This window comes from Stenotrophomonas sp. YJH_SMC_27 (assembly GCF_059369815.1).
Map to the genome: position 1 here is coordinate 1 of NZ_JCAFTA010000018.1, position 15,489 is coordinate 15,489.

13 protein-coding genes and 1 pseudogene are annotated in these 15,489 nt (G+C 61.6%); 10 read left to right on the forward strand and 4 right to left on the reverse strand.

Translation table 11 applies throughout. The features are described 5' to 3' along the window. Window positions 1–25 precede the first annotated feature (25 nt). Window positions 26–1,297, reverse strand: a complete 1,272-nt coding sequence (locus tag AC5P7R_RS19880; protein WP_032967196.1) for a site-specific integrase — start codon at window positions 1,295–1,297, stop codon at window positions 26–28. A gap of 257 nt (window positions 1,298–1,554) precedes the next feature. On the opposite strand from AC5P7R_RS19880, the gene AC5P7R_RS19885 reads away from it, so the two are divergent. The 7 genes from AC5P7R_RS19885 to nudE all read left to right on the forward strand — a co-directional run bounded on the left by AC5P7R_RS19885 (window position 1,555) and on the right by nudE (window position 10,231). Continuing rightward, the gene (locus AC5P7R_RS19885) at window positions 1,555–3,039 is read left to right on the forward strand and encodes a SulP family inorganic anion transporter (RefSeq protein ID WP_086016262.1); all 1,485 of its coding nucleotides are present in this window, start codon (window positions 1,555–1,557) and stop codon (window positions 3,037–3,039) included. Window positions 3,040–3,049: 10 nt separating this feature from the next. After that, window positions 3,050–3,940: a universal stress protein gene (locus AC5P7R_RS19890; protein WP_046272807.1), complete on the forward strand. Its 891-nt coding sequence runs from the start codon at window positions 3,050–3,052 to the stop codon at window positions 3,938–3,940. Window positions 3,941–3,964: 24 nt separating this feature from the next. Next, complete coding sequence (gene cfa, locus AC5P7R_RS19895) at window positions 3,965–5,131, forward strand: cyclopropane fatty acyl phospholipid synthase (RefSeq protein WP_005413430.1); 1,167 nt, start codon at window positions 3,965–3,967, stop codon at window positions 5,129–5,131. 266 nt (window positions 5,132–5,397) lie between these two features. Next, on the forward strand, window positions 5,398–5,787 hold the full coding sequence (locus AC5P7R_RS19900) for a TraR/DksA family transcriptional regulator (RefSeq protein WP_046272806.1): 390 nt from the start codon (window positions 5,398–5,400) through the stop codon (window positions 5,785–5,787). A gap of 69 nt (window positions 5,788–5,856) precedes the next feature. Continuing rightward, window positions 5,857–8,061 carry a polyribonucleotide nucleotidyltransferase gene (pnp, locus tag AC5P7R_RS19905; RefSeq protein ID WP_005413428.1) on the forward strand — a complete coding sequence of 735 codons (2,205 nt, stop codon included), beginning with the start codon at window positions 5,857–5,859 and terminating at the stop codon, window positions 8,059–8,061. Next, window positions 8,058–9,665: a chaperonin GroEL gene (gene groL / locus AC5P7R_RS19910; RefSeq protein WP_005413427.1), complete on the forward strand. Its 1,608-nt coding sequence runs from the start codon at window positions 8,058–8,060 to the stop codon at window positions 9,663–9,665. The genes pnp and groL overlap by 4 nt, the downstream gene beginning before the upstream one ends. Further along, window positions 9,665–10,231, forward strand: coding sequence for an ADP compounds hydrolase NudE (nudE, locus tag AC5P7R_RS19915; RefSeq protein ID WP_032966771.1), 567 nt, complete (start codon window positions 9,665–9,667; stop codon window positions 10,229–10,231). The genes groL and nudE overlap by 1 nt, the downstream gene beginning before the upstream one ends. Before the next feature lie 134 nt (window positions 10,232–10,365). Here nudE and AC5P7R_RS19920 read toward each other — a convergent pair. Beyond that, a pseudogene (locus AC5P7R_RS19920) lies at window positions 10,366–10,506 on the reverse strand (ISL3 family transposase); the annotation flags it as partial. A 100-nt stretch (window positions 10,507–10,606) separates the two neighbouring features. Continuing rightward, window positions 10,607–12,214, reverse strand: coding sequence for a peptide chain release factor 3 (locus AC5P7R_RS19925; RefSeq protein ID WP_005413425.1), 1,608 nt, complete (start codon window positions 12,212–12,214; stop codon window positions 10,607–10,609). Between the two features lie 362 nt (window positions 12,215–12,576). Here AC5P7R_RS19925 and AC5P7R_RS19930 point away from each other — a divergent pair, with 362 nt between their 5' ends. Beyond that, on the forward strand, window positions 12,577–13,629 hold the full coding sequence (locus tag AC5P7R_RS19930; protein ID WP_049432850.1) for a DNA-binding protein: 1,053 nt from the start codon (window positions 12,577–12,579) through the stop codon (window positions 13,627–13,629). Window positions 13,630–13,649: 20 nt separating this feature from the next. Here AC5P7R_RS19930 and AC5P7R_RS19935 read toward each other — a convergent pair whose 3' ends face one another. Further along, window positions 13,650–14,408: a hypothetical protein gene (locus AC5P7R_RS19935; protein ID WP_234026164.1), complete on the reverse strand. Its 759-nt coding sequence runs from the start codon at window positions 14,406–14,408 to the stop codon at window positions 13,650–13,652. 128 nt (window positions 14,409–14,536) lie between these two features. Between AC5P7R_RS19935 and AC5P7R_RS19940 the strand changes: the two genes are divergently transcribed. Beyond that, a complete protein-coding gene (locus tag AC5P7R_RS19940) occupies window positions 14,537–14,887 on the forward strand; it encodes a helix-turn-helix domain-containing protein (protein WP_049432857.1) in 351 nt (116 codons plus the stop codon). 174 nt (window positions 14,888–15,061) lie between these two features. Beyond that, window positions 15,062–15,481, forward strand: a complete 420-nt coding sequence (copL, locus tag AC5P7R_RS19945) for a transcriptional regulator CopL (protein WP_012480218.1) — start codon at window positions 15,062–15,064, stop codon at window positions 15,479–15,481. Window positions 15,482–15,489 lie beyond the last annotated feature (8 nt).

A 15,489-nucleotide genomic window follows, 5' to 3' on the forward strand; every position in this document is an offset into this window, starting at 1 on the left:
TTGGATCCGGAGGGTGTGAGGGGGATCAGTCCCAGTGCCGGCCGTCGTCTGTACTGAGCGACGCTTCCAGGAAGCACTGGTGCGTATCGGCCATGCGGTGCATGTCATCGAGCAACGTGGCCAGGATTTCATCCAGATCCCGGTCGGGATCGGTGGGAACAGTCAACCGGTACTCGCTGCTGGCGGTGTTCAGCCGCACCGCTTGGAACGGGGCCAAGCAGATCTCTTCGATTCTGCCCCGGGCCTTGGCCGCGCCGCGGCCGGCGCGGGCAAACGGGGTCAGCACCATGCGTAGGAGCAGCTGCAGGGCAGATTTGACCTCGGGCGCCGGCAGCGCCATCGCCGGAGCTGGCGCGGTTGGGCTGGGCAGGCTCGCTTCAATGCGATCCCGGGCGAACGGGTCACGCCCGTCCAGGTAACGCATGGCCGACTGAACATCGCGCCAGCCCACGTACTCCATCAACGCCTTCATGTCCCAGCCCTGATCGTTGGCCCAACTAGCAAAGCCGCGGCGCAGCGAATGGCTGCTGTGGAGCCCCGCATCGGCAAAGCCGGCACTGGCCAGCAACTCGCGCAGCAGGCGCACCAAACTGTTGGGATGGAGCCCTTCGGCACTTACGTGGCCCCACTGGTTGATTGCCCGAAACACCGGCCCGTCTTGCACGTTTGCCGCCTGCAGCCACACTTGGGTCGCCTCTACCGGACACAGCCGCGACAACGCCGGCACCTTATGGGTAACGCCGGCCGCTTGGCGATCGCCCTTGCTGCGCGGCAGGAAGCAGGTCATCCCCTGTCCCGGCACCAGCGTGAGATGGGCCACTTCCAGACGCAGCAGTTCATCGCCACGGAAGCCACGCCAGAATCCGAGCAGCACCAACGCGCGATCCCGCTGATGGCGAAGCGCCGCCGCCCCGTCGCCCCGGGCATGGGCCGCAGCAATCGCTGCGGCCAGCCAGTCATCGAGCTCGACCAGCCGCCGGATCTGCAGTGGCGCAGCCTGCTTGACCCGGGTCGGGTGGAGGGTCTGAATCCCTTTAAGTACCTTGCGCACCAGTGGCGAGCGGGTGGGATCCACAAATCCGTGATCCCGATGCCAAAAAGCGATCGCCGCCAGGCGATGCCGCAGCGTGCTGGTGGCCAGGGTCTGCGCGTAGGTGGCCAAGTACCGCGCCACACTGTCTGGGGTGGCCGGAAGGTGTCCTTGCCACTCGACCTCAAAGTGCCGTAACGCCGAAGCGTAGCTGCGCACAGTGTTCTCGCGGGTGGCGGCATCAATGTACTGATCGAGGATAGTCACCTGGCCCAGAACACGCACGTTTCAAAGGTGGCCGGCCAATCGTCCATCATTCGACGCAACTATGCAGATTGTGCTAGGCTCTCCAGCCAGCGGCCGCAAACAACAGCGGACCCAACTCTACTCCCGAGCCAGTGCCCATAGTGATTACGCCGCCCTAAATCCTGTCATCGGATCAAGCCCGCAAGCGGGCTTAGGGTTGTTATTTCGTAAATCACACTGTTGGCCCGACGACCAGTCGGGACTAGGGATATTCTGTTTTGACTACGCTTACTCGACTGCGCCAGGACTGGCTCGGCAATATTCGTGGCGACTTGCTTGCCGGCATAGTTGTTGCGCTCGCTCTAATTCCTGAGGCCATTGCGTTCTCAATTATTGCCGGGCTTGATCCCCAGGTGGGCCTCTACGCCTCATTCTGCATTGCAGTGGTTATCGCCTTTACCGGCGGTCGTCCGGGAATGATCTCGGCAGCTACCGGGGCCATGGCGCTGCTGATGGTTGGCTTGGTGAAGGAGCACGGACTGCAGTATTTGTTGGCAGCGACGCTCCTAACCGGGATGCTGCAGATCTTGGCTGGCACGTTTAGGCTCGGGGCGTTGATGCGTTTCGTCTCGCGCTCGGTCATCACCGGTTTTGTCAATGCGCTGGCGATCCTGATTTTCCTGGCGCAGCTCCCCGAGCTAACCAACGTCCCTTGGACCGTTTATGCGATGGTCGCCGCAGGGTTGGCCATCATCTATCTGTTGCCACGCGTGACCAAGGTCATTCCCTCGCCGCTGGTGGCCATCGTGGTCCTGACGATAGTCGCGCTCCTGCTCAAGCTTGATATCCGCACCGTGGGGGACATGGGCGAACTACCCGACAGCTTGCCGGTGTTCTTGTTGCCTGATGTTCCCTTGAATCTAGAGACACTGAAGATCATTTTCCCGGTTTCCGCCACATTGGCGGTCGTGGGCCTGCTGGAATCGATGATGACTGCAAAGATCGTCGATGATCTGACCGATACGCCGAGCAACAAAAACCGCGAAGCGGTCGGTCAGGGCATAGCCAACATCGCATCCGGCTTTGTTGGCGGCATGGCCGGTTGCGCCATGATTGGCCAGTCTGTCATCAACGTTAAGTCCGGCGGTCGTGGTCGCCTCTCATCACTGGCCGCGGGCGTATTCCTATTGTTGATGGTGGTATTTGCAGGCCCTTGGGTAAAGCTGATTCCCATGGCGGCGCTGGTCGCTGTAATGATCATGGTCTCCATTGGCACTTTCAACTGGGGTTCACTGGCGGCACTTAAGGCAAATCCCAAGACTTCTAGTGTGGTGATGATCGCCACAGTTATCGTGACGGTGTCCACCCATGATCTGGCAAAGGGCGTTTTGATCGGCGTACTGCTCTCGGGGCTGTTCTTTGCTCGCAAGGTAGGCCAGGTGCTTCATATCGGCTCCACTTCTGAAGAAGGTGGGCGTCTGCGGTGCTACACCGTGACCGGGCAGGTTTTCTTTGCCTCGGCTGACCAGTTCATTGCTAGCTTCGATTTCCGCGAGGCTTTGGAGCGCGTTCAAATTGACGTGGGCCGTGCCCACTTCTGGGATCTCAGCGCGGTGGGCGCACTGGACACGGTTGTGGTGAAGTTCAGGCGTGAAGGTACTGAGGTCGAAATCCTAGGAATGAACGAAGCCAGTGCGACGCTGGTGGATCGCTTGGGCGTCCACGACAAGCCCGACGCCGTCGAGCGGCTGATGGGCCACTGAGGAAGCAACCATGACAGACAAGATTGGACACTCCCATATAGATCACAGCGGCAGTGTATTGGCCGCCACCGACGCATCCGCTTACAGCGAGAGCGTGGCGCATTACGCCGCTTGGGCAGCGCACAGACTGGAAGCCCCGCTGGAATACCTTCATGTGCTTGACCGCCATCCGGAAGCGGCCAGTACCGCGGACTTCAGTGGGAACCTCGGAGCGGATGCCCAGCCCAGGTTGCTGGAAGGGCTCGCCTTGCTGGACGAGACCCGCAGCAAGCTGGGCCAAGAACGAGGCCGCCTAGTGCTGCAACAGGCCAAGGGGATTGCGGCCGCTTTCCATGGCATCGAGGCGGAGACGCGGATGCGGCATGGGTCCTTGGTGGACACCCTCATCGAGTTGGAAGGCGATGCACGCCTGTTTGTCCTTGGCAAGCGTGGCGAGCATGCGGATTTCGCCAAGGGACACCTGGGCAGCCAACTGGAACGCGTGGTACGTGCAGTCCATCGCCCATTGCTGGTGGCGTCGCGCAGCTACACGGAAATCGAACGCGTGCTGATCGCGTTCGATGGGAGCGCCACGACCCGCAAGGGCGTGGAAATGGTGGCGGCCAGCCCGTTGTTCAGTGGACTCGATATCCGTGTGCTCACCGTCGGAGCGACCAATGCCACAAACGAAGCCGCATTGCGCTGGGCGCTGGACACGCTGGCCGCGGCCGGATTGTCTGCGGCCGGCGCGGTGCGACCGGGCGAAGCGGAAGAGGTGATCGGCCATTACATCCGTGACGAGCATGTGGATCTGCTGGTCATGGGGGCCTATGGCCACTCGCGTATCCGCCAGCTGATTGTCGGCAGCACCACCACCACGATGCTGCGCACCTGCCGCGTCCCGGTGCTCCTTCTCCGTTGACGCCAACCACCGGCAGTAAGTCAAATGACCGAAGCATCAACCAAGCATAAATCCACTGAAACAATCAATCGAAACCACCTCCATCGAATGATGGACGAACTGCTGGAGATCGCTGATGTTCGACTGGGCGGTGATCGCCCATGGGATATCCGGTTGCTGGTCGATGGCGTCCCGGAGCGCGTATTTGCACAGGGCAATCTCGGCCTTGGGGAAAGTTACATGAACGGCGCATGGGAGTGCGATCGGCTGGACGAACTGTTCGATCGCATCCTGCGTGCGCGGCTCGATCGCCACGTCAAACCGTTGCGGCTCATGTTTCATTCGCTACGGGCCAAGCTGCTGAATCGGCAGACATCGCGACAGGCCTGGGAAGTCGGCGAGGCCCATTACGACCTCGGGAATGATTTCTACACGGCAATGCTGGACCCGCGCATGACCTACACCTGCGGCTACTGGGCCGATGCGAAGAACCTGGCGGAGGCGCAGGAAGCCAAGCTCGACATGATCTGCCACAAGTTGCGCCTGGAGCCCGGCATGCGGGTGCTCGACATCGGTTGTGGCTGGGGCAGCTTCATGGCGTACGCCGCCGAGCACTACGGCGTTGAGTGCGTGGGGGTGACGGTTTCGAAGGAGCAGACCGCATGGGCGACGGAGCGTTATGCCGACCTGCCACTGGAGTTCCGGCTGCAGGACTACCGCTCCATCAACGAGCGCTTCGATCGCATCGCCAGCGTCGGCATGTTCGAGCATGTGGGTCGCAAGAACCATCGCAGCTACATGGAAGTAGCTCATCGCTGCCTGGCCGATGACGGCCTGTTCCTGCTTCACACCATCGGCAAGAACCGGCGCAAGTCCACTACCGACCCGTGGATCGATCGCTACATTTTCCCGAACGGCGAGTTGCCGTCGATTGGCCAGATCGGTGATGCTTGCGACGAGCTCTTCGTCGTCGAGGATCTGCACAACTTCGGCGCCGACTACGACAACACATTGATGGCGTGGCATGCCAACTTCGAGCAGGCATGGCCTCATTTCGAGGACGAACTGGGGCAACGGTTCCATCGGATGTGGCGCTACTACCTGTTGTCCTGCGCCGGTGCATTCCGCGCCCGCGACCTGCAACTGTGGCAGTGGGTGCTGTCCAAGGATGGGGTTCGTGGCGGCTATCAGCGCCCAGAAGGCCCGAGGTAATCCCCCGTCGTTTGACGGGGGACTTGACATGCTATGATTTAGTGAAATTCACGATACAACACCCCTCCGCCTGTCTCGTCGATCTTGAGGATGGCCTCAAGCTCTACTAGGTGATGTGGTTTCCGCACAATGGGGTGCGGTTCAGAGGGTCAAGACGAGGCTCTCTCATGACCACTCCAATCTAACGCTCACTTCTTGGCCGCGGGCGCAATGCCCGCTTCCGGATGCCGCTCCCGGCATACCGCCTACCAAGATGAGGAGTCACCATGTCCGTACACGTTCAAAGTCTGGACGAATTCTTCAGCATGCTCGTAGAGGAGCAGCGGGACATTCGCATCACCCTCGCCGGTTTGGAAGACGCGGGCCAACCCGTCGCCCTCGATCAGACCACGCAAGGCCGCGTCAGCAGGATCGACGCCATCTCCCAGCAGCACATGGCCAAGGCGGGCAGCAGTCGCCTGATGATCCAGTTGGATCGGATCAAGGCGGCGCTGGATCGCTACGAATCGGGGCGCTACGGCATTTGCTGCCGATGTGAACTCGAAATCGGGCATGGCCGTTTGATGGCCGATCCCGCCGCGCCTTTTTGCCTGGAGTGCACCGAGGAACTGGCCGAGGCGAAACAGCACAACATGCGCCGAAACGCCGGTCGCTGAGTCCGCGCGGCACCCATTGGGCCGCCTCTGCGGTGGTCGGCATATCCTTGTTGATGAAAGGAAAACATAATGAATCTGATGACGAATGCACCGGCTAAATTACCGGTCGTGAAGCGCTGCGCCTTCGGGGCGCATGAACTCACCCTCGAAACCGGCGAGATCGCCAAGCAGGCGTCCGGCGCGGTCATAGTCCGCATGGGCGATACGGTGGTGCTGGTAACCGCGGTCGGCAGCAAGCGCGCGAAAGATGGACTCGACTTCTTCCCGCTCACCGTCGAGTACCGGGAGCGCTTCTACGCAGGCGGTCGTATCCCCGGTGGTTTCTTCAAGCGCGAGGGTCGCCCGACCGAAAAGGAAATCCTGACCTCGCGCCTGATCGACCGGCCGGTAAGACCACTGTTTCCCGATCAGTTCCGCCACGAGGTCCAGGTCATTGCGACCGTGCTGTCCGTCGATCCGTTGATCGATCCCGATATTCCAGCCATGGTCGGCGCCTCCGCCGCGCTGCGCTTGTCGGGGTTGCCGTTCAAGGGGCCGATTGGAGCGGTCCGCATCGGCCGCCACGGCGACAGTTTTCTGGTCAACCCGACCACCGAAGAGCTCAAGGCCTCCGACCTCAATCTGGTCGTCGCCGGCACCCGGCACGGCGTGTTGATGGTCGAGTCCGAAGCCAACGTGCTCTCGGAGGAGATCATGCTGGCGGCGGTGTCGCTTGGCCACCACGCCATGCAGCCCGTGATCGAAGCGATCGAGGAACTCGCCCAAGAAGCGAAGGTGACCAAGTGGGAGTGGAGCCATCCACCACGCGACCTGGCCCTGGCCGATACGGTGCGCACACAGATTGGAAACAACCTCAACAGCGCCTTGCTGATCACCGACCGGATCGCACGCAAGAAACGAGTGCAGGCGATCAGAAATGAAGTGTTGATTGCGCTAGCTGCACCGACGACCTCGGCAACGGGTTGGGAGGTCGCCCAAGTCCGCGCGGAGCTGGACGACCTCGAGTACACCGCTGTGCGCCGCATGGTGCTGCAGGATCGGCGTCGGCTGGACGGTCGCGGTCTCGAAGACGTACGTCCGATCTCGATCCAACTCGGCGTGCTGCCGCGCACTCATGGCTCGGCGGTGTTCACACGCGGCGAAACCCAAGCCATCGTGACCACCACGCTCGGCACTACGCGTGACGGCCAGGTCATCGATGCCGTCACCGGCGAGTACAAGGAACACTTCCTTTTCCACTACAACTTCCCGCCTTACTGCGTCGGCGAGACGGGTCCGATGATCGGCCCAAAGCGACGCGAAATCGGCCACGGCCGTCTGGCCAAGCGTGGCGTCGCCGCGATCATGCCGTCGATGGAAGCATTCCCTTACACCATTCGAATAGTGTCGGAGATCACCGAGTCCAATGGTTCTTCCTCGATGGCTTCAGTGTGCGGCAGCTCGCTGGCCCTGATGGCTGCGGGCGTTCCGGTCAAGGGGCCTGTGACAGGCATCGCCATGGGCCTGGTCAAGGAAGGCGATCGGTTCGCGGTGCTGTCCGACATCCTGGGTGACGAGGACCACCTGGGCGATATGGATTTCAAGGTCGCCGGCACTATCGACGGTATCTCGGCCCTGCAGATGGACATCAAGATCGACGGCGTGACCGCCGAGATCATGGAGGTGGCATTGGCGCAGGCGCGAGAAGGGCGACTGCACATCCTTCGGGAGATGGCCAAGGCCATCCAGGCCCCGCGCGAGCAGATGTCGGAGTTCGCACCGCGCCTGCTGACGATCAAGATCCATCCGGACAAGATCCGCGAGGTGATCGGCAAGGGCGGGGCCACCATCCAGGCGCTCACCAAGGAAACTGGCACGCAGATCGATATCCGGGACGACGGCACGATCGTGATCGCTTCGACCAGCGGCGGAGCCGCCGACACGGCGCGCAGGCGTATCGAACAGATCACGGCCGAAATCGAACCGGGTCGGGTCTACGAAGGTAAGGTGGCAAAGGTGCTTGACTTCGGCGCGTTCGTCACCATCGCGCCGGGCAAGGTCGGACTGGTGCACGTCTCGCAGATTTCTGACGAGCGAGTGGAAAACCCGAATTCCGTTCTGTCGGAAGGGGATGTGGTGAAGGTCAAGGTCCTGGAAGTGGACATGCAGGGTCGGGTTCGGCTTTCGATGAAGGCGGTGGACGGAACGAAAGTGTTGCTGCCGGAGTCGGCGTATGCCGGGGGTTCTGGCGGCTCCCCTCCGGCATGCGTTTTTATTGCGGAGGAACGGTCATGACGCACAGAGAGATCCTTTTCGATAATGATGCGCGGCTGCGCCTGCTGCGCGGCGTCAACATTCTCGCCAATGCCGTCAAGGCCACCCTGGGCCCGAAGGGCCGCAACGTCGTGCTCGAAAAGAGCTTCGGCGCCCCGACCATCACCAAGGACGGCGTGTCTGTCGCCAAGGAAATCGAACTGGCTGACAAGTTCGAGAACATGGGCGCGCAGATGGTGAAGGAAGTTGCTTCCCGCACCAACGATGACGCCGGCGACGGCACCACCACCGCCACCGTGCTGGCCCAGGCCCTGATCCGCGAAGGCGCCAAGGCCGTTGCTGCCGGCATGAACCCGATGGACCTCAAGCGCGGTATCGACAAGGCCGTGATCGCCGCCGTCGCCGAGCTGAAGAACATCTCCAAGCCGACCACCGACGACAAGGCGATCGCCCAGGTCGGTACGATCTCGGCCAACTCCGACGAATCGATCGGCAACATCATCGCCGAAGCGATGCGCCGCGTGACCAAGGAAGGCGTGATCACCGTTGAAGAAGGCTCGGGCCTGGAAAACGAGCTGGACGTCGTCGAAGGCATGCAGTTCGACCGCGGCTACCTGTCCCCGTACTTCATCAACAACCAGCAGTCGCAGACCGCTGACCTGGACGATCCGTACGTGCTGCTGCACGACAAGAAGATCTCCAACGTGCGCGACCTGCTGCCCGTGCTGGAAGGCGTGGCCAAGTCCGGCAAGCCGCTGCTGATCATCGCCGAAGACATCGAAGGCGAAGCGCTGGCGACTCTGGTGGTCAACACCATCCGTGGCATCGTCAAGGTCGTGGCCGTCAAGGCACCGGGCTTCGGCGACCGTCGCAAGGCGATGCTGGAAGACATGGCCGTGCTGACCGGCGGCACCGTGATCTCCGAGGAAATCGGTCTGTCGCTCGAAAAGGCGACGATCAAGGACCTGGGCCGCGCCAAGAAGGTGCAGGTCTCCAAGGAAAACACCACGATCATCGATGGCGCCGGCGAGAAGGCCAACATCGAATCGCGTGTCACCCAGATCAAGACCCAGATCGAAGACACCTCGTCGGATTACGACCGCGAGAAGCTGCAGGAGCGCGTTGCCAAGCTGGCCGGCGGCGTGGCGGTGATCAAGGTCGGTGCGTCGACCGAGATCGAGATGAAGGCAAAGAAGGCCCGCGTCGAAGACGCCCTGCACGCCACGCGTGCGGCGGTGGAAGAAGGCATCGTCCCGGGCGGCGGCGTCGCGCTGCTGCGCGCCAAGGCCGCGATTGCAGGCCTGAAGGGCGCCAACGAAGACCAGAACCACGGCATCCAGATCGCCCTGCGCGCGATGGAAGCACCGCTGCGCGAGATCGTCGCCAACGCCGGTGAAGAGCCATCGGTCGTGGTCAACAAAGTCAAGGAAGGCAGCGGCAATTTCGGCTACAACGCCCAGACCGGCGAATACGGCGACATGGTCGCGTTCGGCATCCTCGATCCGACCAAGGTCACCCGCTTGGCCTTGGAGAATGCGGCCGCTGCTGCCCGCATGTTCCTCAGCAGCGGCGTCGCGATTGCCGAAGCAGAACCGCCGGGCGCGGTGCAATCGGAAGACGGCTGATGTCCCGCCTCAACACGATCCTGCGCCTACCGGTCATCCATCGGGCTGATGCGACCGAGCTCGGCCCGTATTGCCTGGAACAGGTGCATCTCGAATTCGCGAACGGGGAGCGACGGCTCTACGAGCGGCTCCACACCCGCTCACCTGGAAGCGTCATCATCGCCGCGATGCCCGATCCGCACACGGTACTTTTGATTCGCGAGTACGCGGTGGGCACCCATCGATACGAACTTGGCCTGCCCAAGGGACGTATGGACCCCGGCGAGTCGATTCTCGAGGCCGCCAATCGCGAGCTGAAGGAAGAGGTCGGAATGGGCGCCAAGGTTATGCGCTATCTGCGGCCACTGACCTTGGCCCCCACCTACATGAGCAACGCCATCCATCTGGTACTGGCGGAGGACCTGTACCCGGAGCGCTTGCCGGGGGACGAACCCGAAGAGCTCGAGGTGGTCCCTTGGCAGCTCGATCGCCTCCACGAATTGGCCCTGCGCGAGGACTGCTCTGAAGCGTGCTCGATCGCGTCGCTGTTCATCGTGCGCGAGGTGATGCGGGAGCGTGGGGGTTAGACGTCCGGCATCAATGCCTATCGAGCACGCGGTCGACGTCCGCGCCGATCAATTGCCGATTCGACCGGAGGTGAGGGGTTCATGAACGTGATGGTTTCCCCTGCGCTGCACGCGACCCACGGCTTGGGAGTGTCGCAGTGCTCGCAGTACATCGTCCGCGCCGATGGCTTGAGGTAGATCGTGACGGTCCGGCTGTCATCCTCAGGCCACGCCACGCGCTCTACCCGATAGCCTTCCCGGCCATCCAGCTTTTCGATCGTCTTCCGGTCCAGCATGGCTGCATCCTCGAATCTAGGAAATCAGGCCTCAAGGGCACCGTTGGTCAGCCGAGGCTCCACGGTAATCCGCAAAGAACCATTTTTACACGGACAACCCCTAGTCCGCGCGACCCACGGCTTGGGAGTGCTCGCGTGTGGCTGTGAAGCAAATCTTCGGTGCACGTTCCTGCGCCATCTGCAGGTTGACGCGACTGGGTGCCAGGTAGACCAGGGCTCCGGAAGCATCGAGCGCAAGATGGGTTGCCGCCTTCTCACGGAACTCTTCGAGATCGGAATCGCTCTCAGCCTGGATCCAGCGCGCAGTGTGGATCTGGACCGGTTCGAAACTCGCTTCCACGCCGTACTCGTCCTTTAACCGATAGGCCACCACCTCGAACTGCAGGGTTCCGATTGCCCCGAGGATCAGGTCGTTGGACAACAGTGGCCGGAAAAACTGCGTGGCTCCCTCTTCAGACAACTGGGTCAGACCCTTTTGCAAATGCTTGAGACGCAACGGGTCCCGCAGGCGGATGCGCCGGAACAGCTCGGGGGCAAAGCTCGGTATGCCGGTGAACTGCAACGGATCGCCGACGGTGAACGTGTCGGCGATGGCGATCGTGCCGTGGTTATGAATGCCAATGACGTCGCCCGGGTAGGCGTGCTCGGCCAACTCACGCTCGGACGCCATGAACGTCAAGGCATCGCCAAGCCGCATCTCCTTGCCCGTGCGGACATGGAGTGCCTTGATGCCGTGCTGATAGCTGCCGGAGCACACGCGCAGGAAGGCGACGCGGTCGCGATGCAATGGATCCATATTGGCCTGGATCTTGAACACGAAGCCACTGAAAGCCGGCTCCTCTGGCGAAACCTTCCTCAGGGATGCGTCGCGTGGCTTGGGTGCCGGCGCATGCGTGACGAAGAAGTCGAGCAGCAACTGGACACCAAAGTTGTTCACCGCCGAGCCGAAGAATACCGGAGTCTGCAGACCTGCCAAATACAGTTCGCGATCGAAGGGATGAGACGCGCCCTGAACCAGGGCCAGCTCCTCCCGGACCTCATCGAGGAGCTGCGCTCCGACGCGCTTGACCAGTGCAGGATCCTCTATGGATGGGAAGATCGTCGAATCCTGTCGCGTGAAGTTCTTGCCAGTTTCGAACAGGTGGACCTCGCCGGTCATCAGATGGATCACGCCCTTGAGCCTCGATCCCATGCCGATCGGCCAGGTGATCGGTGCGCAGGGGATGTCGAGGACGCGCTCGACCTCGTCCAGCAGTTCGACCGGCGACTTGCCTTCGCGGTCGAGCTTGTTGATGAAGGTCATGATCGGCGTGTCCCGCAGCCGACAGACCTCCATCAGCTTGATCGTGCGCTCTTCCACGCCCTTGGCGCAGTCGATGACCATCAGCGCCGAATCGACCGCGGTCAGCACACGGTAGGTGTCCTCGGAGAAGTCGGCATGCCCCGGCGTATCGAGCAGGTTGACGATGCGGCCATCGTAGGGGAACTGCATCACCGACGAGGTGACCGAAATGCCGCGTTCCTTCTCCAGCGTCATCCAGTCGGACGTGGCGTGCTTGGCTGACTTCCGGGACTTGACGCTACCGGCCTGGCGAATGGCGCCGCCAAACAACAGAAACTTCTCGGTCAGGGTGGTTTTCCCGGCATCCGGGTGCGAAATGATGGCAAACGTGCGGCGGCGCGCGGCCTCCGCGGTATGGGTCGGCATAAGACTCCCTCAAGCGCTGTGCGCTGTAACCACGTCTTGACGATCTAGGCCCAGGCTGGGTCTAGGGCGGCATTGGCGTGGTCGTGGGAGAAGAATGGGCCATTCGCGCTCAATTTTAACCCAGCACGAGGCCCCTCTGGATGGCCTGGTCGATAGAGGTGCCATAGGCGTCTGCAGGGGCGTCTCCTCTCGGACCGTTTCGTACGTGCCACCGGTGAAATCTGGAGCAAAAAGACGATCAGGCGGGATAATTCAATATTATCCCGTATAACTATTTTCGCCGACGAGCGGTCGTCTACCTGCTTTAATAGTATGTAATTACATGGTATGTAATACATTACGAAATAAAGTGAGGTGGCACGATGGCGCGCGCAGGACTCTATAAGAGTGACGTCCAGAAGGCGCGCGACGCGCTGCTGGCCCAACGCAAGAAGCCGTCAGTCGACGCGGTGCGAGTGGCCTTGGGCAACACGGGCTCCAAGACCACGATCCACCGCTACTTGCGTGAACTGGAAGGAGAGGAAGGCGGCGGTCCGGCGAGGACGGTAGCCGTTAGTGATGCTTTGCAGGACTTGGTTGCGCGCTTGGCCTCGCGGCTCCAGGAGGAAGCAGAGTCCATCCTCACCCAGGAGCGTGAGCGCCATCAGGCTGAGCTCCACAGTCGGCAACAGGCGCTTTCCGGTGCCCAAGAGGAGGCTGCCGCCTTGAGCAGTCGGCTGCAGCGCACCGAAGCAAGCCTGCACCAAGAGCAAGCTGCTCACGCCCTCCTTCAACAGAATCTAGGTGACAGGATCGCGGAAATCGCCCAGTTGAACGAGCGCATCGCTGGCATGACGGTGCGGCTGGCTGATCATGAGGCGCATACGCGTTCTCTGGAGGACAAGCATGCCCATGCCCGGGAAGCGCTTGAGCACTACCGCACTTCAACCAAAGAGCAGCGTGAGCAAGAGCTTCGCCGTCACGAGCATCAGGTCCAAGAGCTGCAAGTAGCCTTACGTCAGGCCAATGAAGCCTTGGGCGCGAAGAATCAGGAGCTGTTGGTGCTGAACCGCGACAATGGTCAATGGCTGGAGCGCCACGGGCGGATTGAGCGTGAGCTTGCCCAGCTACGACAGGCCCACGAAGGCCAACACAGCGAGGTCGTGGCGTTGCGCCAGACCGCGACGGACTATTTGGCACTGCAGGAGCGCTGGAAGACTGACGCCAAGACCTTGGATACCATGCGCAACGAGCTAGCTCAAGTTCAAGACACCCTTGCGCGGGAGCGTGAGCGCCGCGAGAGCGCTGAAGCCGATGCGTTGCGTGCCAATGCACGTCTTGAAGCGCTAGAGCCTCTACTGAATCAACTGACGCCAGCACAAAATGCGGTGAAGAAAACTAGGCGCGGCCATGCGCAAGATGGGGGAGCCGACTGACGAGGCTGCTCGTTTGTCTGCTAGCGGCTGGGGTGGCGCTCACCTGTCCAGTACGCCCATTCCATAGGGACGACCCAATCTACAAACAGTTTGGCTACTGAGGACTCCGGTGCCAAATGATAGGGATTGAACATGCCTTGCTCGGGCGAACTGGTCATCAGGTAGCGCAGGCGCTTCTGGACCTCCTGAAAGATGGCTTCCCGCACATGGGCGCTGTCGTGCACGCCAAGACGCATCGCCACCGAGGCACCTTGGCGTACCGCCGCCCAGCAGCAGTAACGCCACCGCGCGATCGGCAAGCCCCGCGGTCCGGATTGAAAGACGAACCCCACATCACGTGCCCAGCCTGGGTCGAAGTGATGTTTGAGCAATTGCTGCTCCAGAAACTGCTCGGTCTCCCAGAGTGCAAGTTCATCCCACAGCTCCAGTTTCGCGTCCGCCAAGTCTACATCGTGTGCCATATCGCCGAGTTGGTCTTCCAGCACCGGGAGCAGGTGCCTGCGCTCGTGGGTAGACCAGGCGAAAGCCCATTGCAGATCTTCGATGGGCGTGACCTCGGCATCGGGGCGGATCTGCCATCGATCGGCTGGCCAGGGAACTTGGATCAAGGCCAAGTCTCGCAGCGTGTCCAGCACCAGCAAGGTGGAGCGGCGTGTGGGCGCCACCGGTAGGCGTCGTAGCTGCGCGGCTAACAGTGCGGCTAGGAAAAGGGTGCCACGAAGGCCCAACTCCTCGATGCTGGCGACCCCAGATGGCGTCATTGACGAGGTTCCGGGCATGCGGTTTCCGGGGATGAGGGAGCGGCGTGGCTCCTGGGGGGGGGGGGGGGGCGGCGCTACCGGTGTCGCCGGTTGCCTCAAAGCTAAGAATATCTTAGTATGCAAGGCTGGGTACATCCGCCATCCTTATGGGGTCTCCATGGGGTGCGCGCGTGACTTTGTCCGTCGACTCAACACCGACCTTCGCTCGACGCCTCAAACAAGCCCGCCTGCACACGGGTTTGTCGCAGAAGGAGTTGGGCATCCGGGCCGGTCTGGATCCTCACGTGGCCAGCCCCCGAATCAACCAGTACGAGCGTGGCAAGCACGAGCCCATGCTGGAGATTGCTGAGTGGTTGGCCCAAGCGTTGGGGATCCCCGCCGCCTTCCTTTACACCGACGATGATCTGCTGGCCAAGTTGCTCCTGCGCTGGGGCTCGCTAAGCAAGCAGCAGAAGCGCGAGTTGGTGAAGCTGATCGAGGCCACGCCCGAGAAGTAAACCGAACAAGCGCTCGCCCTATGGGCAACTCTTCGCCTCAACCCGCCCTTTGGGCGCTTCTGGAGGGAGCTGCAGTGTCCGCGGCTAGTGCGACTGACAAGTCGCGACATCTCAGGCTTACTTGAGATTTTGTTCACGACCGATACACACGCGCCTTGTCTAAAGTGATATACCATGTCGCCCGTGTCAGCCTCCTCACTTCTACTGCGACTGTTCCTGATCGCCATGCTCGTGCTTAACGGCGCGTGGTCGGCGTTTGCGTCCGTCAGTATGAACCCGGTCATGGAAGAGCAGGCCAGCGAAGTGGCTGCCGCGGTGCAAGTCGACGAAGACTGCTTCGCCCATCACAGTGCTGAGCATCATCCCGATGCCACATCGATTGAAAAGGCTGGCACTGGGCATGGCGACCATGCCGGTCCCGACTGTTGCAAGTCTTCTGCGTGCCGGTGCGCCTGCGTACACGCTTGCGCGAGCGCACTTCCTGCGCGCCTGCATGTTTCGGTGCAACTGGCCTTGGGCCTGGATGTCATGCCGCTGCCCCTAGGGCATGCGGCACCTGCCTTGCCTCATCTGATCCGACCACCGATCGGCTAAGCGTCCCT